The organism is Euhalothece natronophila Z-M001, assembly GCF_007904085.1.
Classification (GTDB): Bacteria; Cyanobacteriota; Cyanobacteriia; order Cyanobacteriales; family Rubidibacteraceae; genus Halothece; species Halothece natronophila.
The window spans coordinates 2672715-2696349 of the sequence record NZ_CP042326.1 but is presented as its reverse complement, the minus strand read 5'-3'; the positions used below and the strand labels follow the sequence as shown (position 1 = coordinate 2696349).

Sequence of the window (23635 nt, the reverse complement as noted above, 5' to 3'; positions counted from 1 at the left end):
GTCCTTTGTCCTTTGTAAACCAATGACTGATGACTAATGACTGATGACCAATGACAAATAACCAATAACAAATAAGCAATAACAAAAATGAGTGAAGAACAAACAGCCCTAAATTTTGAATGCGAAACTGGTAACTACCATACATTTTGCCCCATTAGCTGTGTAGCGTGGCTCTATCAAAAAATTGAGGATAGTTTCTTTCTTGTCATTGGCACTAAAACCTGTGGCTATTTTCTCCAAAACTCTATGGGGGTGATGATTTTCGCTGAACCCCGTTATGCCATGGCAGAGTTAGAAGAAGGGGATGTTTCTGCGAAGTTAAGTGATTATGATGAGTTGAAGCGGTTGTGTTTGCAGATTAAGCGCGATCGTAATCCCAGTGTCATTGTCTGGATTGGCACTTGCACCACCGAAATTATCAAAATGGACTTAGAGGGAATTGCACCAAAATTAGAAGCAGAAATTGGGATTCCCATTGTTGTAGCCCGTGCAAATGGCTTAGATTATGCCTTTACTCAAGGAGAAGACACCGTTTTGGCTGCAATGGTCAATCGTTGTGATGAAAAACCACAATTAGAACCTGAAGCAGAATCAGAAGCTGAACCCAAGAAAAATGGCTTCTCGCGCTTATTGAATTTTGGGCAAAAAGAAGAGGAAGAAGCGACACCTGAAAGCGAGTATAAGGAACATCCGCCGTTAACCTTATTTGGATCTGTTCCTGATTCTGTGGAAACCCAGTTAAGCCTAGAATTGAAGAAACAGGGAATTAAGGTTTCTGGTTGGTTGCCCTCAAAGCGGTTTACAGAATTACCTAGCATTGAACAAGGCAATTATGCTTGTGGGGTGCATCCCTTCTTAAGTCGTACTGCCACTAATTTAATGCGCCGTCGCAAGTGTAAACTTATTGGTGCGCCCTTCCCCATTGGGCCCGATGGTACTCGCGCTTGGATTGAGAAAATTTGCTCGGTGTTTAATATTGAACCAGAAGGATTAGACGAGCGAGAAGCCCAAATTTGGGAAAGTGTCGAAGATTATGTGGAGTTAGTTCGCGGTAAGTCTGTCTTCTTTATGGGCGATAATCTGTTAGAAATCTCCTTAGCCCGTTTTCTCGTCCGTTGTGGGATGACGGTACATGAAGTGGGGATTCCCTACATGGATAAACGCTATCAAGGGGCAGAATTAGCCTTATTAGAGAAGACTTGCCATGATATGGGCGTAGGTGTGCCTCGAATTGTGGAAAAACCTGATAATTATCATCAAATTGAGCGCATCATGGCGGAAAATCCCGATTTAGTCATTACGGGAATGGCGCACGCTAATCCTCTAGAAGCCCGTGGTTTTAGTACCAAGTGGTCAGTAGAGTTTACTTTCTCGCAAATTCAAGGCTTTACCAATACTCGTGACTTGCTAGAGTTGGTGACTCGTCCTTTACGCCGTAATAATAACCTCAAGGAATTAGGTTGGAGTAACTTGGTGCAGGAAGAAGACGCAAAACGCATTACTGTGTAATACCATTTTGAACAATTGGTGCTACTAGATGATCCCCCCTTCGCCCCCCTTAATAAAGGGCAGGGCTGTTTCATTCTCGGGGTAAAAATTGAAAGTGATCGCCTGAAACCCCTATGGAGTGGCGCGATCGCGATCATTTCTTCTGATTTTACCTTTTAGTAAGAAAAAGCTGCGAAATTGCCTTCTTTTCCTAAAGTCTAGAACGAAGCACAAACCAAGCTGGAAGGGGATTTTGTCTCCCCATCTCCCTATCTCCCCATCTCCCCACCTGAGGGGAATTTCAGGAGAATGAAACAGCCCTGCTTAATAAAGGGGGGTTGAGGGAATTTAATATAACCTGACTTTTTGAAAATGGGATAACTTAAGAACGGAACAGTGAGCAATTTTCCTTGTTTCCTGTTCCTTCTGTTGTGAGAAGTTGCTATGATACACCAGTAGAGTGTTTAATAAGTGATTTAGGATATGGATATTTTAACCTTAGGTTGGGTAATGTTTCTCGCCTTATTTACGTGGTCGATTACTATGGTGGTTTGGGCGCGTAACGGATTTTAGAAGAGGTGTATCGTGGAAGGAATGTCTCCCCTAAATTGGCTGTTTTTGATTGGATTGGTGCTACTAATTTTCTTTAGTGGTGGCATTCTTTATCTCACCGTGATTGAGTGGCGCGATCGCCGTCGCCAATCACGGGATAAAAAGGGGAAATAAAAAATTAGTGGTTAGTTTCCTCACTGACGATCGCGCGATCAGTCAGTGGGGGAATTTTTTTTATCTAATGAAGTGCGAATATTAATTATCAAGTTTTACCCGAGATCAGCGATCGCGAAACTCGACCACATCTTCTCGAATAGAAACATCATAGCGACTAAAAAAGTTTTGTCCTAATAATCCCGTGGAAACAGCCGGTGCAATAATAATCATTACATCTTCCGCCACTGCACCTCCTGCATTCATTGAAGCCACTCGCCCTGCTGGAAATTCAACTTCCCTATCACTAGGTGTACTAGCACGCACAGTTCTTTCTGGTTCAATTCCCAACCTTTCGGCTACATCTGGGGGTAAAACAGTTGCACTAGCACCAGTATCCACCATCATTTCCACCGTTTCTTGATCATTAAAACTTACCTCAATAACTGGAATGCCATCTTGATGGCGTTTAATTGGGGATTCAAAAACTCCCTCTGTGGAAGTTACTGTGGGAGCACTAGAATTATCATTCTTTTCACAGATCGAACTTAGATCAATCTGCTCTCCATACTTATCAATCATATAACAGCCTTGAGTATTACCAGTAGCTGGCAACAAAACTGCCACCGAAAATGTAAGTAGTGCTAGAATTGACTTCATCTAATTTATAGCCTAATAGAGTGTTTCCTTTATACTTGAACCTCTCCCGTTAAATCAAAGATTATAACGGGAGATTCCCATATAGACTCTTATCTAGGCAACCGTAGTTGCCCCTGACAGATCGCCATTACTGGGCTGTTTCACCACGGGCGCACCGACCGCAGTTAATCCTCGCTTTAACACCACTTCTGCTGCTGCTACATCCCTATCTTGCTGATATCCACACTCTGGACAAACATGAAGACGTTGGTTTAAGTCCTTTTTACCAGTATGAACTCCACAATTAGGACAAACTTGAGAGGTGTAATCCTTATCCACTTTGGCAAAATAGATATCTGTTTGAGAACAGACATCTTCCAAAATAGTTATGAACTGACCTAAGCCCATATCCAGGGATTGCTTAGAGAACATTCCCTTACTCCAAGCTGTGAAGTTGATGTCTTCAACGAAGAGCATTCCAGTGTCAGCGCAGAGTTGATGAGCAAGCTTGAAGTGGTAATCTTTGCGTTGATTAGCTACTTTTTCGTGTAACTTAGCTATCCTCTTTTGTAGCTTGAGATACTTTCCAGACCCTTTTTTCTTGTTGCGTAGTTTTCTTTGCAGTAATCCAATCTTGCGCAGAACGCGATCAAGAAACTGTGGTCTTTTTATGGTTAAACCGTCAGAGGTAGCTAGCAGACTTTTAATTCCAACATCTAACCCCACTGCATGACCATGAGGTGGTGGTGTTGGGACATCCACATCTAATTCCAAAGCTAAGTTAACGTAGTAGCCAGACGCTTTCTTAATGACTTGGACTTGTTTAATTTGGAATCCTTCTGGAATCTCCCGTGATTTAACGAACCTTACTTGTTTCAGTAAGGGCCTTTTAATCTGATTACCTTCGACTTCAATTTTGTTACTAACGAGATTAAAAGACTTCATCTTCTTCTTAAACCGAGGAAACCCTTTGCCTTGAGACTTCATGTCGTTAAAGGCTCGGTCAAGTTTCCTCAAAGTTTGTTGCATAGCCTGAGCATTCCCAGACTTAAGAAAGGGATAAGTTTTTTTAGCTTTGGTTAGGTTAGAGGATTGAATGTGGTAATTGGGATATTCAAAAGGAGGTACAATATATTCCGAGGTGATCGAGCATGAATTAATCGGACAACTACGAGAGTTATACCAGAGCTTTCTTTCAGCCAAGGCATAATTCCAAACCGAACGACAAACCTTGAGATTGTGTTCAATCTTTTCAATTTGTTCTTTCGTTGGTTTAATTTTGTAGTTGTACGTTAAATTCAGCATCGACCAGATTTCTCAACATTAATCTGATTTTAGCACCTATCTTACATAATAGGTAAACTTATTGTAACTGTCCTGAGTGATCTACCCGTTAACCTAACGGTATAACGGAGCGGAGCAAAGCGTGAGCATCTTCTCAGGACGTTAAGATAACGACTAGAACGGGCTACTTGATAAAAATTAAATGAATCGCTAAACTAAACCTACACTTGGTTAATAATTTTCTTGATTTGCTTTTAAATTAAGTTAGTTTTTGGGCAAAATTAATAAACAACTTATTTTTACAAATAAAGCTAATATTATTGCTTTTAAATTTGGTTATTAAATCTTAAAATCTTTTTATTTTTATTGATGCCAATTATTTAAGGTAAATTATTTAAAGATGTTATTAAAAACAATTAAAAAAATCTTAATAGCATAATGAATAACAACACAATCGTTAAAGCATTTTTTCAAGCCACTAAAGTTGAAACTGCTCAACCTCCCTATGATACAATTCACCTTAAAATTTATTATCCCAGTAACCCCTCAGAAACGACAGAAACAAATGACTTTGGGATGACTCCTCCCTTTTCGGAGCAAGCCCCCTTTCCTGTGGTAATTTGGTTTAATGGTTTTAATTGTAGTCCAGAGGCCTATCAATGGTTGGCAATTGACTTAGCCAAACGAGGATTAGTAGTAGTAACTTTCGCTTGGGTTGCTGAAAATTTACCTGGTTTTATTAGTCTCACCCCTGGGGTTGATATTAGTATTTGGTCACCAGAAAAATATGGAACAGCCCCTACAGCATCAGCCTTACCTGCTATTTTAAATAAGTTGGAAAATTTGCAAGAGGAAGGATTATTAGCGGGATTATTAAACTTAGAAAAAGTCGTTTTAGGGGGTCATTCAGCAGGGGGGCGCGTTGCTATGGAAAGTGCTAGTCGCGATTTTTTCCCACAGCTAGCAGGTGCATTTTCTTATGGTGGGCATACCGTAGTGGGAGCAAATCTCGGCTATGATCCAGGAACAATTTTACCTTTGCCAGACTCTCTTCCTTTACTGTTATTGGGTGGCACAGATGATGGAGTAATTGCGAATAATAGCCATCGCTATGGTGTAGAATGGGAGGAGGCGACAACCCCGATATCACGAACGTTTCAAGAAGCGATTGCAGGCGGACGAGGTGATAGTTATGTGGTTTTATTACAGGGAGCTAATCATTTTTGTATAACTGAGTCTGATCAATCACTGACTTCTACTGTTTTCTTAGATTTTCCATCCACCAAGTCAGAGAGAGACATTCGTTCTCTATTTGCAGAAGTAATCGGTCTTTTTATCGAAGGTCACATTTGTCAACTGGAAACAAGCAAATCTCAATTGCAAACTTTATTAAATTCTGACAATTCTTTGTTGAAGATGGCAACTTGGAAATAAGTTGTTGGATGTTATAAAAAGACAGCAATTAGGGCAAGCTTTAAGCTACGATTATAACTCAGGATGAGTAAAGGCTCGGCATACTATCTTAGTTGAGAAAAAACTGATTATCTCACTTTACAAGCGGTTATTGTCGTTCTAAATTACTCACCGAGTCCCTCTTATTTTATATACCGTCCCCCTTTACACTTAATTTAGTCTCCCATGATCAATCAATTTGCGGAGCAAGGCTTCAAGTTATCAAGTTGGAAAATTAACCGTATTACTCAATTTCTTTTACTAGCAGTAACGATGCTTACCTATAGCATCATGGCAATGAATATTGCCAACTCTCTTTTCTTAAGTAACGCTGGCGCTGAATATTTGCCTTTATGCTTTATTTTTTTAGGATTATTTTCTATTGTAGGGTATGCAGGTGTCTCCCAAATTATTGATCGATTTAGTTGCTCTCGACTTTTTCAGTATGTTCTTATCGGGTTAGCGGGGCTATTTACTATTTTTTCTCTAGTCCTAAAACTTAATACGCTGCCACTGTACTTTTTAATTAGTATTACCGCCTTTTTTCAATTTGATTTATTCGTTAATATTCTCTACCCTAACCTCATTACTGAGTATTTTACGACTCTGGAGTATAAACGCTATGCGCCTTTCTTAGGCATTGCTCAAGCAGTAGGAATTCTTTTAGGTGGTGCTTTAACAACAGTATTAGCAGGATATTTAACCAATCGGCAATTATTAGCTTGCCTAATTTTGCTATCTGCGATTACAATTGCTCAAATTGCTTATTTAGATAATTCTCAACAACGGCTAGAAAAAAGTGCTAATAAGAAACAGATGGGAATTATTGATTCCCTAAAAACTTTCCCAGATTTAGTAGAAAGATATCCGTTAGTCTTTTATCTAGCTAGTAGCAGTTTTCTCTTTATTCTGATTTATGTAATGTCAGAATTTTTATGGTTTAGTACCTATGCAAGTAACTTTTCTGACGCAGAATTAACAGGATTTTTAGGAACTGTTCGCATCGGTACCAGTACCACGCAAATTGTTACCTTATTTTGCATTACTCGCCCCCTTCTGCGGTGGCTAGGCGTAGCGCGGATGAATGTGGCTTATCCCATTGTTACCCTGATTGCTCTGTTGGGGTTTGCGGTTCGTGGGGACTTAAAAAGTGCGATCGCGCTCAATATTAACGGCGACTCTCTCAATAAAGGACTTGCTATCCCTGTCCACCAACTCAATTACAATGCCATTCCCCCAGAATTTTCGGGACGAGTGCGAACCTTGACAGATGGCGTATTTTATGCAGTGGGCTTAACTGTAGCCGGGGGAGCCTTACTTATTTGTCAATCCTTTCTCCATCCCACAGAAATCGTCTGGATGGCTATCGTCTTAACGGGAATTGCCCTAATTGCGCGACTTCCTATGGGGCGGTTGTATGCGCAAGGCTTAGAAAGTATGATTCGCAGTAATAGCCTAGAACTAGATGACTTTAATTATCGCACTCACTTACCATCTGGGTCTAGTTCTGCTATTCAAGACTTAATTATCAATGGGGATTATTATACACAAGTAAAAGGATTAGAACTTGCTCATCGCCTCGGGGAAGCCAGTCGCTTTTTACCAGAAGTAAAAGCCCTCTTACAAGAAAGTCAACTTGACTCAGGGATTCGTTCTACTGTAGTCGATATATTTGTCAATGATAGCGATGAACAGACGCTAGAAAAATTCCGAGAGTTCCTTGATAGTGAGTATATTACCCTAAAGGCAACCGCTTTAGAAATTTTAATTGCTAATGAGGAGTCCATTAGCCCGTCAAAATTACAGGAACTGTTAACCGATGAAAATGCAGAAATTCGGTTATTAGCGGCTTTAGGACAAAAGATTTCAGGAGTCAGCCTTGATCAGAAACTCCAAGAGTTAGCCGATGAAGTATGGAAGTCGCCTTGGGATGAAAATAGTGCTAGCGCGATCGCGCGAATCATTAGTAAGACAGAAAACCGAGACTGGCTAGAACTTCTACAGCCCATCCTAAACAGTAATTCCCCTTCAGTTCAAGAACAGGGATTAAAAGCGTTAGCCCAACTCACAGAACAGGATGATGTTGAAATTGCCAATATTGCGGTTCGTCATTTACAACATTCTTCCCCCCAAGTTCGCGCTGCTGCTTTCCACCTCTTAGGGGTAACTCGCTGTCAGGGAATGCTCCATCATATCGGGGTAGGCTTAGGGGATAGTGATCCCAGAGTACGCCAAGAAGCCGCCCAAGTGTTAGCTTCTTATGGGGAACAAGGATTAGCTCTTGCCCGAGATAGCCTTTCTTCTCCTAACCCAGAAGTGGTTAATGCTGCCATTATCGCCATTAGCCAAGTTCGTAGCCAAAAAGCTAGTGATATTCTCTTAGAATACCTTGCCCCTGACTTTCGGGAAATTAGTAAAACCCAAGTTTGGCAAAAACAAATTCCCAAATCAGATCCCAACTGGCGACCGCTCGCGATCGCGATTGCCGACTATCATAACCGCATTGTGCAACGAGTGCTGTATATTTTATCCTGTTTAGGGCATTCTCGCACTGTTAACACCGTTAGTCGGGCTTTTAACTCCACCAATCCTCGGGAAGTCGCCAATGCTGTGGAAGTTCTTGCCACGCTTCCTCATCGACAATTTGCCATGCCCTTAATGCCCATTTTAGAGCAAATTGGGCAACCGCAAATCAATTATAATGGTCGCTCTCGTGTCACTTCTTCGGCTTGGTTACGAGCAAAAGGATATAAACTGCTTTTAGAGGCTTTAGAAGCAAGGGATCGTTGGATTCGGGTTGGGGCTTTAATTGTGATGGCAACCATTCCCTTTACCTTGATGAAAGACCCTGATCCCTTAGTTAAAAATACCGCACAACAGCTATTTCTGCCCATCCTACAACGTCCATCTTCTCAGAAGGTACTTATGAATCGCTTACTTCTCCTCAAAAATGTTGCCCTGTTTAAGAATCTCTCCCTCGAAGAATTACTCTTAATTGATAAAGCCCTTTCCCAAGAACAAGTTTTAGCCGATCAAACGATCTTTACTGAGGGAAGTTGGGGAACACACCTTTATATTATTGCTGAAGGCAGTGTCCGCATTCGGAAAGAATTTGACGGTGAACCCCAAGACTTACGACATTTATCTGTTGGGGAGTATTTTGGCGAGGTGTCTCTCTTTGATGAAGCCCCCCATTGGGAAAGCGCGATCGCGCTCCAGGATTGTACTTTGCTTAAACTAGAAAAAAGCCGGTTTATTAGTCTCATTAGTCAGCGACCCCATATTATCTTAGAAATTTGCCGATTCTTAAGCCAACGCCTCCGAGAAACGGATAAATTCCGTCCTGCTTCTAAGCAGCAGTTACTACCGCCTCCTTCCGAAGCAGCCGCCGTTGATAACTAACTAATTTGTTATTGTTGCTACCGATATACTAGGCATAAGGACGCAAAAATACTTATGTAAGTAATCTGGAGAATAACTATGGCACGAGTTGCAATTAACGGCTTTGGTCGCATTGGACGGGCTTTTATGCGGATTGCCCACTCCCATCCCAAGGTAGAAGTCGTTGCGATTAATGATATTGCCCTGCCCCTTGACCAAGCCGCTTATCTATTAAAGAATGATTCAGTTTATCGTCGCTTTCCGGGGGAAGTTTCTCACAATGAGCAAGGATTAGTGGTTGATGGCAAATCGATTCCCATTTTGGCAGAAAAAGACCCTTCCGCTTTACCTTGGACAGACATGGGAATTGATGTGGTGATTGAATCCACAGGAGTCTTCCGAACCGCAGAAAAAGCAGGAATGCACGTTAAAGCTGGGGCGAAAGGGGTGATTATCAGTGCGCCACCGAAAGGGGGAGATGTCCCCACGGTGGTTTATGGCGTGAATGAAAATAGTATTGATCTTGAGCGCGATCGCGTTATTTCGGGGGCATCTTGTACCACCAACTGTCTCGCCCCCATTGCTGATATCCTTGACAAAGAATTTGGCATTGAAAAAGGCTGGATGACCACGGTTCATGCTTATACCGCCGATCAAGAAATTGTGGATATGGCGCACCCCAACTGGACAAGAGGACGCACCGCCGCTCAAAATATTGTCCCCACCAGCACCGGAGCCGCCAGTGCAGTCGGCTTAGTCTTACCGCAACTAAAAGGCAAACTCGATGGTATTGCCCTACGAGTTCCCACCCCCACAGGTTCTGTGGTTGACTTAAACGCCATGTTAGGAAAATCTGTTACCGCCGAAGAGATCAATACAGCTTTCAAAAACTATGCTCAAGGGAAAATGCAAGGGATTTTAGCCACCAGTGAGTTGCCCTTAGTCTCATCTGACTGTGTTGCTGATCCTCATTCTTCTATTGTTGATTTAAGCTCAACCAAAGTAATGGCAGGTAATTTTGTTAAAATTCTTTCTTATTACGATAATGAATGGGGATATAGTGCTCGCCTCGTTGATTTAGCCGCTAATTATTCATGATTAATCATTTAGTCCAGCCAATCAAAAATCTAGCAATTTTGATTGGAATTTTCTTAACGATTTCTCTGTTTAATCCAATACTGGTTCTAGCCAGTGAACAGCTACCGTCTGATGATGTCCCTTTGTCGGAAATAATTGGTAACCTTGAATCTCAGGATTATTTTTTAATCGAGGTAGAGTTTGAAAATGAGGTTTGGGACGTAGAAGCCTATCGAGATGGTCAACAATATGAGTTAACAATTGATCCCCGCTCAGGAAACATTTTACCTCCTCAGCTTCATCAGTACCCAAAAGCGTTATCAAAGATTGTAGCTAATGTTGAGGCTAAAGGATATTTACCCATAGAAGTTGAATATGAAACTAATATTTGGGAAATAGAAGCCTGTCAAAATGGACAACAATATCAACTTAAAATCGATCCAGAATCAGGAAACATCATATCAATCAAAGAAGAGTAGATCTCCCAAACTTCCTTTATTATAGTGATTCCAAATAAAAAACAGCAACCTAAAAGTAGTGGGAGCATCTTGCTCCCTAGTAGCAGCCAAGATGGCTGCACTACGGAACTGAATTGGAACGACTATAAAAGGTGAAGAGGACATCGTATCGTAGCACTAATTTCTCAAAATTGTATAATTACTCAATCAAAAATCCCCCTAATTTTAAAGGGGGAAATTGATTTGAGAAGGAACTATTCCTAATGCTGACTAAGCATCATAATAGAGCGCAAACTCATAAGGATGGGGACGCAAGCGAAGAGGATTCACTTCATTATCTAACTTATACTCAATCCAGTTATAAATAAACTCTTGAGTAAATACACCCCCATCAATCAAGAATTGGTGATCGTTTTCTAATGCTTCTAACGCCGATTCCAGAGAACTAGGGGTAGAAGGAATTTTGTTCAACTCTTCGGGGCTGAGATCGTAAATATCTACGTCTAAAGGTTCTTGTGGCTCAATTTTATTTTTAATCCCATCAATACCAGCACAAAGCATGGCAGCAAAAGCAAGATAGGGATTACAAGTTGCATCTGGACAACGGAACTCTAATCGCTTGGCTTTGGGATTGGTTCCAGTAAGCGGAATACGAACCGACGCAGAGCGATTACCTTGAGAGTAAACTAAGTTCACTGGAGCTTCAAAACCGGGAACTAATCGCTTGTAAGAGTTAGTAGAAGGGTTAGAGAAAGCCAAAACCGCAGGAGCGTGTTTGAGAAGACCACCAATATAGTGGCGAGCCATATCACTGAGGTTTGCGTAGCCACCTTCTCCCCAGAATAAGGGCTGTCCATCTTTCCAAATAGATTGGTGAACGTGCATCCCAGAACCATTATCGTTAAAGATGGGTTTGGGCATAAACGTTACAGTGCGCCCGTATTTCTTGGCAACGTTTTTAATGACATACTTATAAGTCATCAAATAATCCGCTGCTTTCACCATGGTGGCAAAACGGAAACCAAGTTCACCCTGTCCACCGCTTGCTACTTCGTGGTGGTGTTTTTCAATGGGAACCCCACACTCTGCCATGGTTAGCAACATTTCGGTTCGCATATCTTGCAGGGTATCCGTGGGAGGAGCAGGGAAATACCCCTCTTTATAACGAGGTTTATAGCCTAAGTTACCGCCGGCTTCTTCCCGTCCTGAGTTCCAACGTCCTTCAATGCTATCTACATAGTAAAAGCCTTTGTTGTAGGTTTGGTCAAAGCGCACATCATCAAAGACGAAAAACTCTGCTTCGGGACCAAAAAAGGCTGTATCCCCAATACCACTAGAAATGAGGTAGTCAATTGCTTTTTGGGTAATGGTACGCGGATCGCGATCATAAAATTCCCCAGTTCGTGGCTCTTTAATCGAGCAAATCATACTGAGGGTTTTTTCTTTCATGAAGGGGTCGATCCAAGCTGTAGTGGGGTCGGGAACCATCATCATGTCGGATTCATTAATGGACTTCCAACCCCGAATACTTGAACCATCAAAAGGAACCCCATCGGTAAAAGAATCTTCATCTAACTCACTGCGATAAATGGAGAAATGTTGCCAAATCCCCGGTAAATCAATGAATTTGAGGTCAATAATTTTAATATCCTCGTCCTGAATCATTCGCAGGACTTCTTGGGCAGTTTCTGGCATTCGTCTTTTCCTTAAAGTTTTCCTAATCTACATTACACGCTCTCGACTGATCCTAGATACTGACTTAGGATTTTTTTTGTATTCAGAGTTACAGAATTAGGATCAATTTCTAAATACAGGCTTATTCACCCTTTGGTCGTTGTGAAATCACCGTTCGATGACGGGGGCTATTGGGAATGATGGTTGGTGTTTTCAATCCTGCTTCCGTCATCGCTTCCTCAACATCAAGAGTGAAGTATTCATCAAGATAAGGCTCTGTGCTTTTGAGCAGGGTAAAGACATAGGGGGGCATTTTTTGATAAACCGACGATCGCGGATTCATATCCATAAAACAGAAATATCCCCCTGGCTTGAGAATTCGTTTTGCTTCTGCAAAAATTGCATGACTTGCTTCTTGTGGAAGTTCGTGAAACATTAAAAAGGCAGAAACCAGATCAAAACTATTATCGGCTAGGTTAGTTTTTTCAGCAAGGGCATGATGCCATTGAATATTAAATCCTTTCTCTCTGCCTTCATATTTAGCCACTGAAAGGAAGTAAGGAGAGAGATCGATGCCTGTAACCTTAGCGTTAGGATATTGCTCTTGTAGGGCAAAACTGCTCATGCCAACACTGCATCCTAAATCCGCGATCGCGCTTGGATTAAAGTCAGGGAGTTCTTGTTTTAGAATCTGATGATAACTGTCTCGTAAGCGGCGATCACCATCAGCCCCAGTATCTCCCCATAGTTTGGCATGAACAGCATAGGCAGCTACTTCTACTTCTAACGCTGCATCCCAACTTAAATTTCCCTGATCATAGGCATGGAAAGAAGTAAGATAATAATCGGGATAGCTAATATGGGGATTTTGAATTGAAGCCAGTTCTTGTTCCCAGTCATGTTGTTTTAATTCGGCAACGCGATCGCGCCAAGGAACGCCAATTTCCTCAGCACGTTTAATCATCATTTGTCGCGCCCGTGATTTTGCCAACTGATAAACAGGCTTAATACTAAGTATCCCGTTAACTAAACGGGACGTTAAAGCTGATTTTCCTACTGCTGTTGTTGTCATATTCCATTTGTTCACTCCTTGCTATTGATTATTATTCACCTCCTCTTTGCGCTTTTCAATTCTAAATTTCCAAATCTTAATTAATGTCAATAATCCAAGTGCCAAGATGTTGGCGAATTGCTACCCCTTCTGCGGGCTTAACTTGTCCATTAAAATAAAAGGTTCCTCCCTGCCGAGGGTTTCTCACATTGGAGAAAACTAATTCCACTTTTTGTTCTGGTTCAAGGGGCTCTTCTAAATCAATGGCAATAAAGTGTCCCTCCTCATCCCAAACTACATCTTTCAGAGGCTGAGATTCTCCATCAATGCGAACTTCAATTTCATCAGTGTCAAATCTTCCGTTGTAATAATCAGGGTAACTAATCCGAAATTCCGCTGCTCCCTGGGGTAACTTGTCTCCAGGGACACGTAAACGATAGCGGTCCCAACGTCCTCGTCTTCCTCGGAAGTCAAGGCGATAATCAAGGATATTTTCCCGTTCTACCCCACTAAAAATAGTTAATCCTGGGTTGCCTCCTCGGGCTTGGGCTAACACTTCTGCTACAGGAGCTAAGGCTAATATTCCTCCTGCTAATATTAAACTAGAAAATAATTTTTTCATCATTCACTATCACTTTTAATAATTGATACCAACCTTAATTTATCAAACTCTTGTCTGGAACAATTATAGGAGATGTGACAGAAAACAAAGCTAGCTATCTAAAGCAGTGACTGATTTTAAGAAGCACTACTCTAGTTATAATAGATTGCGGTTGATTAAACAAGGAATAATTTTAATTCATTAGTTATTCAAGTTAAGCATTCTCCCAAAGCTGACGTATTTTGCCTGGAAGGGCTTCCCCTATTTCTTGAATCCGATCTTTGGATAACTCATCTTTGGTTGCAGAAAAAACTGCCGTTACCACTAACTCAGGGTCAATACCTCGTTGCACTCCCCCTTCTTGGCGAATACGAAATAAGAAAGTTTCATCATCAACTTTTAATACCGGACGAATACGACTGAGAAAACTAACAATGGGATTGGTATCCTTCCACAGCTCAGAAATATCATCTTGTAAAGATTGATCCTCGCTAGGAACTGCTTTTGAGCCTTTCAGCTCATCAGAAACCCGATCAGAAGCTTCTGTGCTCATTAGATCGCGCATCGCTCGGAAGACAACTTCTGAGATATCTCTGGCATCAAATATATCTTCTAATCCTGCCTTAACTTTTACTTTTTCTAGGAAAGGTTTATTTTTTGACGCGATGGCATTAGTTGATTCTTGGTTTAAGGACTGAGGTTGATTGTCTTTCATTTTTTGCAATATTTTCTTTCTGTATGAGTGCTGACTGCGCCAGCGTATAACTTAATTTAGCGGTAATTACATCAGTTTACATCTTTCATAAGACGCAAAAGAGAAGCATAGCTCCTCTAACCGAAGGAAGGTAATAGAAATAAGGGGATTTTTGCCTCCCTAACTAACGTGCTGATTTAGCAACCTGATAGGCAGCAATAATTCCACCAATAAAGCCAAATAAATGTCCTTCCCAAGAAACGCCGCTTCGCAGTGGTAACACCCCAAAAATTAAACTGCCATAGAAGATTCCCACAATAATAGAAAGAGCAATTGAAGGAGCATTTCGTTGAAAATAACCTCGGAATAACAAGAACCCTAAATAGCCAAAAATTAAAATACTTGCCCCAATATGAACTGAATCAGGGCGACCAAGTGTCCAAACTCCAAAGCCTCCCACTAACATAGTAAGGGCTGTAACTCGCCAAAAGTCACTAGTCCGTTGTAACATTACAAGCCAACCTAAAGAGACAAACGGAATCGTGTTGGCAATTAAATGAGGGAAATTACCGTGTAGAAAAGGGGCAAATAAAATTCCTCGTAATCCAATTAAGTCGCGAGGTACAATTCCATAACGGTTTAGGCTATAGTTTTGAAGGATAAAATAATCAATAATTTCTATTAACCATAGAACTGCTGTCAGCCCCAATAAAATGAGCATTTGATCTTTGAATTCTTCAGCTACTCCCTTATTTTTATAATTATGACGAGCCATTTCCTTTTTCCTTTATCCTCCTCAGTAGTGAGCGTAATATTTGATTGACTTAAGGTCCCGAAAAAACTGCTGCTTCTATATCTCCACGGCTGAGAGAATAGGGAAAAGAGCGACTGAGATTACTATTTCCCTCGCCAGCATTAAGATAAGAAACGGTTAATTCTTCTACTTCTAGTGTAATTTCTGCTTTCCAATTTGCAGTTTCAATAAACCAACAATGGAGCTGCTCAGAATTCTGTTTGCAACCTAGATTTTGCAGCCATTCTTCAATGCTTGGTAAAGGATGATTATAGAGGGGGGTATCAGCTTCAGGCAAACTCATAGGATCTTAAATAAATCTAGATAGGATTTGATGACAGTTGATGAAGTTTTAGTGATTTCCGGAACTCGAAAGGCTCCCTCACCACGAGTTAAACCAATAATAATGACTAACCCAATACAAACCAAAAATGTCGCCCCTAAAAGTAACAAGACAAAAATTTCTCCTGAAGAAAGGGGACGATCGCTGCGATCAACATAAGACGCAGTACGATTGGCAACTTTGTTTGCCCGTTTTTCTTGGGTTTGAAAGTGGAGAGAGGGTTGGATTACATGTAGAGAGGAATAGCCAATTTGATGATCATATAAAACTCGTCGTTGAGGATTACTCAAAGTAGCATAAGCTTCATTGAGGTTTTGAAACTTCTTTTTTGCTAAATCTTGAGGCAATTGGGTAGTATCAGGATGATATTGCTTACTTAACTCACGATAAGCTCGTCGAATTTCTAAAGGAGAAGCAGAAGGATGCACTCCTAAAATGTCATAGTAGCTGTGGGCAAATTGTTTAGAGATGGCGGTAGAAGAATTGGTGGCTGCCATGTTTCAAAACAGTTGGGTTACCTTTTCTATTTTGGCATCTCAAAATCAAAAATCACTATTTAAAGCCATGTTAGCTGAAAAAGTTAGTTCGTTGCCGATACTTATTCACTGATTCTACTAGCCCAATTGCCATAAAGTTCATCAGCAATGCCGAACGCCCATAACTCATCCAAGGAAGGGGAAGCCCTGTCACTGGCCCTAAGCCAATGGTCATCCCGACATTAACAGTCACCTGAAAGAAAATCATACAGAATACCCCGATCGCGAGAAGTGAGCCAAAATTATCTTTTGCCCCTAATGCGATCATCAGTAAACGGATGCAAATTAGCCAAAACAGAAACAATAAGCCAAAGCTGCCAACAAATCCCAGTTCTTCTCCCACAGCACTAAAGATAAAGTCATTATGCTGTTCGGGGATAAAATTAAGCTGGGTTTGGGTTCCTTGATTTAAGCCTCGTCCCCACATTTCACCAGCACCAATTGCAATTCGAGACTGAATCAGGTGATAACCACCGCCAAGGGGATCAAGATCAGGATCAAGAAACAAAATTAGACGGTTTTTCTGGTAGTCTTGCAGTAAGTCCCAAACAAGGTTTCCTAAACCTCCTGAAATTAAGTTTAGCGCGATCGCGCCACATCCTGATACCCAACTCCCCGGTAAGGTTCGCCAACCAATGACAAACATTAATCCCGCCCAACTTAACCAAGCAGGGAGATAAACATGGAATAAAATCGCCGCCACTACAGGAGAAATTAAAAGGATTAACCAGCCTGAATTAGCATTTGCCCAATAAAGCATTCCGATCGCGATCGCGCCAAATACTAAAGATGTTCCTAAGTCTGGCTGTAAAAACACTAACCCCCAAGGGAGGGCAATCACTCCTAGTGCTTGAAATACTGATGATAAGCGCTCGGCACCGCGATTATTTAAGATCGCAGCTAAGGTGATAATTACCCCCAACTTCGCAAACTCCGAAGGTTGTATATTAAAACCAGCAATGGTAATCCATCGTTGCGCCCCCTGGGCCGTGACTCCCACAAAGATGACAGAAACCAGCAAAAGATTAGTGCCAACATAAACGATCCAATGCCAATTTAATAATTCCTCATATCGCCAGCGAGCCAATAATAGGGCAATAAATGCCCCAATTCCACCTAAAATGCTATGTTGTATCCAATTGTTTAAGTTTTCATCATGAAGTTGGACGCTGTGAATGGTGATTCCTCCCCAAACCGTGACGGCAATGACTAGGAGGAATAAAAACCAATCTACTCCTAGCCAAGGATTCACTAAATTGCGCCAACTCCATTTTTTCCAAGGAACATTCGCCATCTGAGTCTAAGTTAAAGCAACTACTGAGATTTTAGCAGCTACTTGTTGCGCGATCGCGCGAAGGGCTTCTGCTGAAGCTGAGTTAGGATGAGATATCACAATCGGAATACCACTATCTCCCCCTTCCCGTAAGGAAATTTCTAGGGGAATACAGCCTAATAAGGGAACATTCAATTCTTTGGCTGCCTTCTCACCACCGCCAGAACCAAATAAATCATAGCGGCGATCGGGTAAATCAGGGGGAATAAAATAACTCATATTTTCTATCATTCCCAAAACATTCACCCCTAACTGCTCAAACATTTTTAAGCCACGACGAGCATCCATTAGGGAAACATCTTGGGGTGTGGTGACAATTACTGCCCCTGACATGGGAACAGCTTGCGCTAGGGTTAACTGAGCATCTCCTGTTCCTGGGGGTAAATCCACTACCATATAATCTAATTCTCCCCAATTTACTTGGTAAAGAAACTGACGAATAACCCCATTTAACATTGGTCCACGCCAAACCACAGGCTGATCAGGATCAATTAAAAAGCCCATCGAGACTAATTTTACACCATGATTAAACGCTGGTTCTAAGACTTCCCCTTTTTCTGACTCTTGCACTCGCACTTTTGCATCAGCTAAACCCAGCATACTGGGGGCATTGGGGCCATAAATATCAGCATCAAGTAATCCCACCTTGGCCCCACTTTGAGCAAGGGATACGGCTAAATTCACTGCAACTGAGCTTTTACCGACACCGCCTTTACCACTAGAAACGGCAACAATATTTTTAACTCCAGGCACTGACTCGCGATCGGGAATTGATTTCTGTTGTGGAGTTTCCGAGGTCACTTCTACATCCACGGTTTCCACTCCAGGTAAATCTTGTACCGCCTTTTTACAATCATCCACAATCATCTCTTTTAGCGGACAAGCAGGGGTGGTCAACACTAATTTAAAACTTAACGCCCCCTGATCTAAGTTCACATCTCGGATCATGTTTAAATCTACCAGACTCTTTTGTAATTCTGGGTCTTGTACAGGACGCAGTGCTTCTAAAATGGTATTGGTATCTGTCATTTTTAATTGTTGGAGTAATCACCTAATCTTAAAGTCTTTATCTTGATACTAACGAGGATTGTCCCCAATATGTCTTGAAAAAGTGCATAAAAATTTTTGGGTGTAGTGATTGGTAATCCTAATGGAAATATGCCACTAAACTATTTTTGGTTAAGGCGGGAACAATATAGTGGCTTGCCATTCTTGCCCCTGCGAGGTTTTGAGCTACTGGCCCTAGCCGTAAAACTTATTTGTAGCAACTACTTTTCCGTTTTGTTCAAAGCCGTGGCAGTATAAGAGCAAAAAAAACCCCCGAAAGGGGGCTAAAAGAATAAATAATCAATTCTGAGACAAAACCTAGAAATTCATTTCTACAGCTTGGACTCTTTCTACCTGTTTCTTCTTCAGAACCAGAAGCACTTGCGCGAGCATAATGACTCCCATAAAGGCAATTAACCCTTTGATCCGAGCGGGGCTTTGTAAAACAATTTCACTATCTTCTTGTCCAAAGCCACCAACATTGGGGTCATTAGTTAAGGGATCACCTTTTCCAACTTCATCCCCTTCGGAAATAATTAACTCTGGACCGGGAGGAATACTTTCAACAACATTGTCTCCCTCACTGGTTTCAATTGTGACATCATAACCAAAGCCATTATCGACAATGGAGGCAATGGTTCCAGCTTTACTAGCATTATAGACGGTATTATTACTTTTATTACCAGCAGGATAAACTTGACCTCGTCCGCGGTTAGCCCCTAAATAAACGGGATATTTCCCAAAGTGAAGATCGCGATTGGAATTGGGATCTGGAGATAAAATGGGGAAAGTAATTTCTTGATACTGCTCTCCAGGTAAGGGACCGACTAAAACAACATTTTCTAAACCTTCGCGATAAGGCTGGAAGAAGACATCTCCCACTTTTTCCTGCATTTCTTCGGTCATCCGCTCAGGAGGAGCAATTTTAAATCCTTCAGGAAGCATTAAAACGGCACCTACATTGAGATCCCCTTTAGAACCATCCCCTAAAACTTGTTGAACATCGGTGTCATAAGGAATATGAACCACTGCCTCAAAGACACTATCAGGAGCTACAGAGAGAGGAAGCTCAATTTCTGCTTCTTTTTCTGCAAGATGACAGTTAGCACAGACAATGCGTCCTGTTGCTTCCCGAGGATTTTCTGGAGCTGTTTCTTGGGCCCAAAATGGATAAGCGGCAGCACTTTGGGGAACAAGAGCATCACTGGCAAAAAAGACGGTGAGAGTTGCAATGGTAATACAAAGCAACTGAGTGACGATGCGCTTAGTGGTTTGAGTAAACGCTTGCCAAAAAGAGTTATTCATTGTTTCTTTTGTAATTTTAAAACTCGACTTGCAAATTAATTAAAAGGACATGATTAAGAGGCAATTGAGAGATAGCAATTGCTAAAAAATACTGGAGACTTATGTCCACCAGGGCTCTTTATTAGTACGGAAGTCAGTGTCTTTCCAGGGAGTAAATAAGATTTTTTCATCCTCATTAACCTTAACGTTGACTAAGGCTAGGGAAAGCGGAGCGGGGCCTCGAACTACCTTGCCAGTAGCATCATATTGAGAACCATGACAGGGGCAAATAAATTTGCCTTCGCTTTCGTTCCAAGGAACAACACAGCCGAGGTGAGTGCAAACAGCATTTAAACCATAGCTGGCAATTTCTTCCTCTTCAGTAACAATGACATAGGTAGGATCGCCTTTTAAGCCTTGAGCCAAAGCGCGATCGCCGGGTTTATGTTCTCCTAAAAAGTCACTTGCAATAATATCTTTTCCTAACTCATCTTTAGCAGTGGTTCCTGCTCCACCACCAGTAGCACTTGGAGGAATAAAGTAACGCACAACGGGATAAAGAGCGCCGAGAGCGACTCCTGTAATTGTCCCGAAGGTTAAGAAGTTCATGAATTGTCTTCGCCCCATATTGGGAGCTTCTTGCTGTTCTGAAATTGTCATGTTTAGTGTTTCTCTCTCCCAGACTTAAACTTACACGAATGGGACAGTCTGATGGTGACTGTCTGAGTAATGTTGTGCTTAAAATGATGACACAACCTTAACGATTGTAAACGACTCTTTTCCAAAAACGGTAACTTTTCGCAACCGTCAAGATATCAGCTTTAAATTTCTTGATATCCATACCTCATAATCTAACAAATTTGCTCTATCTTGGTTACATTTAGGGGCTTAAAGATGAGTTATAGCTTCAGTGCATCAAGGTGGGCAAAAGTATATACAATAGAAGCTAAGAAAGTTTCAAAGGCTTCGTTACCGTAATGGCTTCAACTACGACAATCACGAATAATCCCGATAAAGAAAAAGCCCTCAATCTCGTTCTTAATCAGATTGAACGTAATTTTGGCAAAGGATCGATTATGCGCCTTGGGGATGCGGCGCAAATGAAGGTAGAAACTATCCCCACAGGAGCGCACACGTTAGATATTGCCTTAGGGGGAGGATTACCGAAAGGAAGAATTATTGAGATTTATGGGCCAGAAAGTTCTGGGAAAACCACTTTAGCCTTACACGCGATCGCGGAAGCCCAAAAAGCAGGAGGTGTAGCAGCCTTTGTTGATGCGGAACACGCTCTCGATCCCACTTATTCTGATGTTTTAGGAGTTGATATTGAAAACCTGTTGGTATCACAACCAGACACAGGAGAAGCCGCATTAGAAATTGTGGATCAGCTAGTTCGTTCCGCGGCGGTTGATATTGTGGTAGTTGACTCGGTAGCTGCCTTAACCCCTAGAGCCGAAATTGAAGGGGAAATGGGTGATACCCAGGTGGGATTACAAGCCCGTTTAATGAGTAAGGCGTTACGGAAAATTGCGGGAAATATTGGTAAATCAGGTTGTACAGTTGTTTTCTTAAACCAATTACGCCAAAAAATTGGTGTTACTTATGGTAGCCCTGAGGTGACTACAGGAGGAAATGCGCTCAAGTTTTATTGTTCCGTTCGGCTTGATATTCGTCGCATTCAAACTTTAAAAAAAGGCAGTGAGGGAGAATATGGAATTCGGGCGAAGGTAAAAGTGGCGAAAAATAAGGTTGCCCCACCTTTCCGAATTGCTGAGTTTGACATTATCTTTGGACATGGGATTTCCCAATTAGGTTGTTTGGTTGATATTGCTGAGCAAACTGATGTAATTAATCGCAAGGGAGCCTGGTATAGCTATAATGGTGAGAATATCGCTCAAGGCCGGGACAATACGATTAAATACTTGGAAGAGAATCCTGAGCAGGTAACTGAGATTGAAGCGGCAGTTCAGGAAAAAATTGAAATGGGAGCACTCATGCAGGGGAGTTCTACTTCTAATAAGAAGTCTAAAAAGAATAGCAATTCTAGTGAGGAGTTAGAAGCTGAAGCAGGGGTAGAAGAAGAATAAATTATGCGCCTTACCCCCAAAAACGGGGGAAGGTAAGCAAGCCTTAAATTTTTCGTGAGTAATACTCAACTACGAGAAGTTCATTTACTTGTAGAGCTACCCAATCCCGTTCAATAATGCCATTCACTTTACCTGTATAGGTATTTTTATCAAATTCTAAATGACTGGGGAGGTTGGCTAGCCCTGGGTATTCCATATTGCGCTCTACTAATTGTCGAGAGCGATCGCGATCGCGCACAGAAATAACATCTCCAGGGCGACACTGATAACTGGGAATATCCATATTCCCACCATTAACTAAAATGTGGCCATGATTAACTAACTGACGTGCTGCAGGAATCGTTCCAGCCATCCCCATCCGAAAAACAGTATTATCCAGACGCATTTCTAGTAGCTCTAAAAGAGTCTGACCGGTAGAACCAGTAGCACGACGAGCTTTTTTCATATAGCCCATGAGCTGCTTTTCTGTAACTCCGTAGTTATAGCGCAGTTTTTGCTTTTCTTCTAGGCGAATGGCATATTCGGAACGTTTGCGCCGTGCTTGACCATGTTGACCGGGAGGATACGCTTTGCGAGGGCTTTTTCTGGTTAAACCAGGTAAATCCCCTAAGCGTCGCGTAACTCGCAGACGAGGACCTCGATATCTAGACATATAGCTTTGACTTCATTTAAAATTTTCCTTCACAGACCTGCCATTTTAACATAGAATCTTCCCTGTTGCAGGAGGAAGCACATAACTCTCAAGCAATGAGAAAAGTTAAGCTCTTGTAGAGAATAGCAAAACCTAAAATGAATTATAAGTGATCACCAGAACCTGATATCAATTAAAATTGACGAGTGACCCTGTGCCGTCATCTGGTGCAAAGTAACGCGCAAGTTGTAGTCGTAAGATTCTCAGCCCTTTTGTTCAATTAATGTTGACTTTAACCACTGATTTTGGCTTAAAAGATCCATACGTAGGGATAATGAAAGGTGTAATTGCCACCATCAACCGAGAAGTTCCAATCATCGACTTAACTCACCAAATCCCTCCCCAAAACATTTTAGCTGGACGCTTTTCCTTGCTCAACTCTATTCCTTATTTTCCAAGAGGAACTATTCATCTTGCTGTAGTCGATCCTGGAGTGGGTAGCGAGCGCCAAGGGTGTGCCATTCAATTCTCTCAAGGTTTTTTAGTGGGGCCAAATAATGGGTTATTTAGTGGCATTTTAGCCCAGTTTCCCCCAGAAAAAATTGTGACCTTAACTAATCCAAAATACTGGCGAACACAAGAAGTTAGCTCTACTTTTCATGGGCGAGATATTTTTGCCCCCGTTGCTGCTTATTTAGCTACAGGAGTTCCTATAGAAAATTTAGGAAAAGAAATCCTAAAAGAGGAATTAATTGATGTTTCATTTCCTCGTCCAGAAATTAAGCAAAATACAATTATTGGTTATATTCAGTATATTGATTATTTTGGTAATCTAATTAGCAATATCCCCGCTTCTAGGGTTTATAATAAGCAATGGTCTGTGAGTATTAAAAATGATAATATAGAAAGTAAAAATACTTATAGTGAAAGCGATCCTCAAGAATTAGTTGCCATTATTGGGAGCCATGGTTGGATAGAAATTGCAATGAATCAAGGAAATGCCAGTGAGGCATTATCTTTAAACTATGGTGATGTTATTAAAGTCAATTTGTTTTGATTCTTTCATTTTTCCTTGTG

At 41.4% G+C, this 23635-nt stretch carries 24 protein-coding genes; 10 read left to right on the top strand and 14 right to left on the bottom strand.

Annotated elements, in window-relative coordinates; all coding sequences use genetic code 11:
* The first annotated feature begins 87 nt into the window (after positions 1-87).
* The 4 genes from FRE64_RS13305 (at position 88) to FRE64_RS18125 (ending at position 2214) form a co-directional block, all read left to right on the top strand.
* A complete protein-coding gene (locus FRE64_RS13305) occupies positions 88-1509 on the top strand; it encodes a ferredoxin:protochlorophyllide reductase (ATP-dependent) subunit N (RefSeq protein ID WP_146296673.1) in 1422 nt (473 codons plus the stop codon).
* A gap of 15 nt (positions 1510-1524) precedes the next feature.
* Positions 1525-1668 (top strand): hypothetical protein, encoded by a 144-nt coding sequence (locus FRE64_RS17555; RefSeq protein WP_186708828.1) that lies wholly within the window; start codon positions 1525-1527, stop codon positions 1666-1668.
* 303 nt (positions 1669-1971) lie between these two features.
* Positions 1972-2061 (top strand): cytochrome b6-f complex subunit PetN, encoded by a 90-nt coding sequence (gene petN, locus FRE64_RS13300; protein ID WP_146296672.1) that lies wholly within the window; start codon positions 1972-1974, stop codon positions 2059-2061.
* Positions 2062-2082: 21 nt separating this feature from the next.
* Entirely contained in the window at positions 2083-2214 is a 132-nt protein-coding gene (locus tag FRE64_RS18125) for a hypothetical protein (protein ID WP_281286877.1), read from the top strand.
* Between the two features lie 105 nt (positions 2215-2319).
* Here FRE64_RS18125 and FRE64_RS13295 read toward each other — a convergent pair whose 3' ends face one another.
* Together FRE64_RS13295 and FRE64_RS13290 are read right to left on the bottom strand one after the other, a co-directional pair.
* Complete coding sequence (locus FRE64_RS13295) at positions 2320-2853, bottom strand: retropepsin-like aspartic protease family protein (protein WP_146296671.1); 534 nt, start codon at positions 2851-2853, stop codon at positions 2320-2322.
* Between the two features lie 93 nt (positions 2854-2946).
* On the bottom strand, positions 2947-4137 hold the full coding sequence (locus FRE64_RS13290) for an RNA-guided endonuclease InsQ/TnpB family protein (RefSeq protein ID WP_146296670.1): 1191 nt from the start codon (positions 4135-4137) through the stop codon (positions 2947-2949).
* Positions 4138-4554: 417 nt separating this feature from the next.
* Between FRE64_RS13290 and FRE64_RS13285 the strand changes: the two genes are divergently transcribed.
* The 4 genes from FRE64_RS13285 (at position 4555) to FRE64_RS13270 (ending at position 10505) form a co-directional block, all read left to right on the top strand.
* Positions 4555-5550, top strand: a complete 996-nt coding sequence (locus FRE64_RS13285; RefSeq protein ID WP_146296669.1) for an alpha/beta hydrolase — start codon at positions 4555-4557, stop codon at positions 5548-5550.
* 204 nt (positions 5551-5754) lie between these two features.
* Entirely contained in the window at positions 5755-8970 is a 3216-nt protein-coding gene (locus FRE64_RS13280) for a HEAT repeat domain-containing protein (protein ID WP_146296668.1), read from the top strand.
* Positions 8971-9048: 78 nt separating this feature from the next.
* Positions 9049-10047: a type I glyceraldehyde-3-phosphate dehydrogenase gene (gene gap, locus FRE64_RS13275; RefSeq protein WP_146296667.1), complete on the top strand. Its 999-nt coding sequence runs from the start codon at positions 9049-9051 to the stop codon at positions 10045-10047.
* Entirely contained in the window at positions 10044-10505 is a 462-nt protein-coding gene (locus FRE64_RS13270; protein WP_146296666.1) for a PepSY domain-containing protein, read from the top strand. The genes gap and FRE64_RS13270 overlap by 4 nt, the downstream gene beginning before the upstream one ends.
* Positions 10506-10754: 249 nt before the next feature.
* Here FRE64_RS13270 and glnA read toward each other — a convergent pair whose 3' ends face one another.
* The 11 genes from glnA to petC all read right to left on the bottom strand — a co-directional run bounded on the left by glnA (position 10755) and on the right by petC (position 20500).
* Positions 10755-12179 carry a type I glutamate--ammonia ligase gene (gene glnA, locus FRE64_RS13265; protein ID WP_146296665.1) on the bottom strand — a complete coding sequence of 475 codons (1425 nt, stop codon included), beginning with the start codon at positions 12177-12179 and terminating at the stop codon, positions 10755-10757.
* Between the two features lie 121 nt (positions 12180-12300).
* A complete protein-coding gene (locus FRE64_RS13260) occupies positions 12301-13230 on the bottom strand; it encodes a class I SAM-dependent methyltransferase (protein WP_146296664.1) in 930 nt (309 codons plus the stop codon).
* A 76-nt stretch (positions 13231-13306) separates the two neighbouring features.
* Positions 13307-13834 (bottom strand): DUF2808 domain-containing protein, encoded by a 528-nt coding sequence (locus tag FRE64_RS13255; RefSeq protein ID WP_222597828.1) that lies wholly within the window; start codon positions 13832-13834, stop codon positions 13307-13309.
* A gap of 190 nt (positions 13835-14024) precedes the next feature.
* Positions 14025-14525 (bottom strand): DUF2267 domain-containing protein, encoded by a 501-nt coding sequence (locus FRE64_RS13250; protein ID WP_146296663.1) that lies wholly within the window; start codon positions 14523-14525, stop codon positions 14025-14027.
* 163 nt (positions 14526-14688) lie between these two features.
* Positions 14689-15279, bottom strand: coding sequence for a rhomboid family intramembrane serine protease (locus FRE64_RS13245; RefSeq protein WP_146296662.1), 591 nt, complete (start codon positions 15277-15279; stop codon positions 14689-14691).
* Between the two features lie 49 nt (positions 15280-15328).
* Positions 15329-15601 carry a DUF3143 domain-containing protein gene (locus FRE64_RS13240; protein ID WP_146296661.1) on the bottom strand — a complete coding sequence of 91 codons (273 nt, stop codon included), beginning with the start codon at positions 15599-15601 and terminating at the stop codon, positions 15329-15331.
* Entirely contained in the window at positions 15598-16137 is a 540-nt protein-coding gene (locus FRE64_RS13235; protein WP_146296660.1) for a J domain-containing protein, read from the bottom strand. The genes FRE64_RS13240 and FRE64_RS13235 overlap by 4 nt, the downstream gene beginning before the upstream one ends.
* A gap of 70 nt (positions 16138-16207) precedes the next feature.
* On the bottom strand, positions 16208-17470 hold the full coding sequence (gene rodA, locus FRE64_RS13230; protein WP_146296659.1) for a rod shape-determining protein RodA: 1263 nt from the start codon (positions 17468-17470) through the stop codon (positions 16208-16210).
* Positions 17471-17476: 6 nt separating this feature from the next.
* Positions 17477-18538, bottom strand: coding sequence for an Mrp/NBP35 family ATP-binding protein (locus tag FRE64_RS13225; protein ID WP_146296658.1), 1062 nt, complete (start codon positions 18536-18538; stop codon positions 17477-17479).
* Between the two features lie 336 nt (positions 18539-18874).
* Positions 18875-19861, bottom strand: coding sequence for a cytochrome f (gene petA, locus FRE64_RS13220; RefSeq protein WP_146296657.1), 987 nt, complete (start codon positions 19859-19861; stop codon positions 18875-18877).
* A 99-nt stretch (positions 19862-19960) separates the two neighbouring features.
* Complete coding sequence (petC, locus tag FRE64_RS13215; protein WP_146296656.1) at positions 19961-20500, bottom strand: cytochrome b6-f complex iron-sulfur subunit; 540 nt, start codon at positions 20498-20500, stop codon at positions 19961-19963.
* Between the two features lie 317 nt (positions 20501-20817).
* On the opposite strand from petC, the gene recA reads away from it, so the two are divergent.
* Complete coding sequence (recA, locus tag FRE64_RS13210; RefSeq protein WP_146296655.1) at positions 20818-21927, top strand: recombinase RecA; 1110 nt, start codon at positions 20818-20820, stop codon at positions 21925-21927.
* 43 nt (positions 21928-21970) lie between these two features.
* On the opposite strand, the gene rpsD is transcribed toward recA, so the two are convergent.
* On the bottom strand, positions 21971-22579 hold the full coding sequence (gene rpsD / locus FRE64_RS13205) for a 30S ribosomal protein S4 (RefSeq protein ID WP_146296654.1): 609 nt from the start codon (positions 22577-22579) through the stop codon (positions 21971-21973).
* 313 nt (positions 22580-22892) lie between these two features.
* On the opposite strand from rpsD, the gene FRE64_RS13200 reads away from it, so the two are divergent.
* Complete coding sequence (locus tag FRE64_RS13200; RefSeq protein WP_246140320.1) at positions 22893-23615, top strand: SAM hydrolase/SAM-dependent halogenase family protein; 723 nt, start codon at positions 22893-22895, stop codon at positions 23613-23615.
* Positions 23616-23635 lie beyond the last annotated feature (20 nt).

Excerpts from the sequence above, each read along its gene's own strand:
- FRE64_RS13305 (WP_146296673.1), top strand. The coding sequence starts at position 88 with ATGAGTGAAGAACAAACAGCCCTAAATTTTGAATGCGAAACTGGTAAC.
- petN (WP_146296672.1), top strand. The coding sequence starts at position 1,972 with ATGGATATTTTAACCTTAGGTTGGGTAATGTTTCTCGCCTTATTTACG.
- FRE64_RS18125 (WP_281286877.1), top strand. The coding sequence starts at position 2,083 with ATGTCTCCCCTAAATTGGCTGTTTTTGATTGGATTGGTGCTACTAATT.
- FRE64_RS13295 (WP_146296671.1), bottom strand. The coding sequence starts at position 2,853 with ATGAAGTCAATTCTAGCACTACTTACATTTTCGGTGGCAGTTTTGTTG.
- FRE64_RS13290 (WP_146296670.1), bottom strand. The coding sequence starts at position 4,137 with ATGCTGAATTTAACGTACAACTACAAAATTAAACCAACGAAAGAACAA.
- FRE64_RS13285 (WP_146296669.1), top strand. The coding sequence starts at position 4,555 with ATGAATAACAACACAATCGTTAAAGCATTTTTTCAAGCCACTAAAGTT.
- FRE64_RS13280 (WP_146296668.1), top strand. The coding sequence starts at position 5,755 with ATGATCAATCAATTTGCGGAGCAAGGCTTCAAGTTATCAAGTTGGAAA.
- gap (WP_146296667.1), top strand. The coding sequence starts at position 9,049 with ATGGCACGAGTTGCAATTAACGGCTTTGGTCGCATTGGACGGGCTTTT.
- FRE64_RS13270 (WP_146296666.1), top strand. The coding sequence starts at position 10,044 with ATGATTAATCATTTAGTCCAGCCAATCAAAAATCTAGCAATTTTGATT.
- glnA (WP_146296665.1), bottom strand. The coding sequence starts at position 12,179 with ATGCCAGAAACTGCCCAAGAAGTCCTGCGAATGATTCAGGACGAGGAT.
- FRE64_RS13260 (WP_146296664.1), bottom strand. The coding sequence starts at position 13,230 with ATGACAACAACAGCAGTAGGAAAATCAGCTTTAACGTCCCGTTTAGTT.
- FRE64_RS13255 (WP_222597828.1), bottom strand. The coding sequence starts at position 13,834 with ATGATGAAAAAATTATTTTCTAGTTTAATATTAGCAGGAGGAATATTA.
- FRE64_RS13250 (WP_146296663.1), bottom strand. The coding sequence starts at position 14,525 with ATGAAAGACAATCAACCTCAGTCCTTAAACCAAGAATCAACTAATGCC.
- FRE64_RS13245 (WP_146296662.1), bottom strand. The coding sequence starts at position 15,279 with ATGGCTCGTCATAATTATAAAAATAAGGGAGTAGCTGAAGAATTCAAA.
- FRE64_RS13240 (WP_146296661.1), bottom strand. The coding sequence starts at position 15,601 with ATGAGTTTGCCTGAAGCTGATACCCCCCTCTATAATCATCCTTTACCA.
- FRE64_RS13235 (WP_146296660.1), bottom strand. The coding sequence starts at position 16,137 with ATGGCAGCCACCAATTCTTCTACCGCCATCTCTAAACAATTTGCCCAC.
- rodA (WP_146296659.1), bottom strand. The coding sequence starts at position 17,470 with ATGGCGAATGTTCCTTGGAAAAAATGGAGTTGGCGCAATTTAGTGAAT.
- FRE64_RS13225 (WP_146296658.1), bottom strand. The coding sequence starts at position 18,538 with ATGACAGATACCAATACCATTTTAGAAGCACTGCGTCCTGTACAAGAC.
- petA (WP_146296657.1), bottom strand. The coding sequence starts at position 19,861 with ATGAATAACTCTTTTTGGCAAGCGTTTACTCAAACCACTAAGCGCATC.
- petC (WP_146296656.1), bottom strand. The coding sequence starts at position 20,500 with ATGACAATTTCAGAACAGCAAGAAGCTCCCAATATGGGGCGAAGACAA.
- recA (WP_146296655.1), top strand. The coding sequence starts at position 20,818 with ATGGCTTCAACTACGACAATCACGAATAATCCCGATAAAGAAAAAGCC.
- rpsD (WP_146296654.1), bottom strand. The coding sequence starts at position 22,579 with ATGTCTAGATATCGAGGTCCTCGTCTGCGAGTTACGCGACGCTTAGGG.
- FRE64_RS13200 (WP_246140320.1), top strand. The coding sequence starts at position 22,893 with ATGAAAGGTGTAATTGCCACCATCAACCGAGAAGTTCCAATCATCGAC.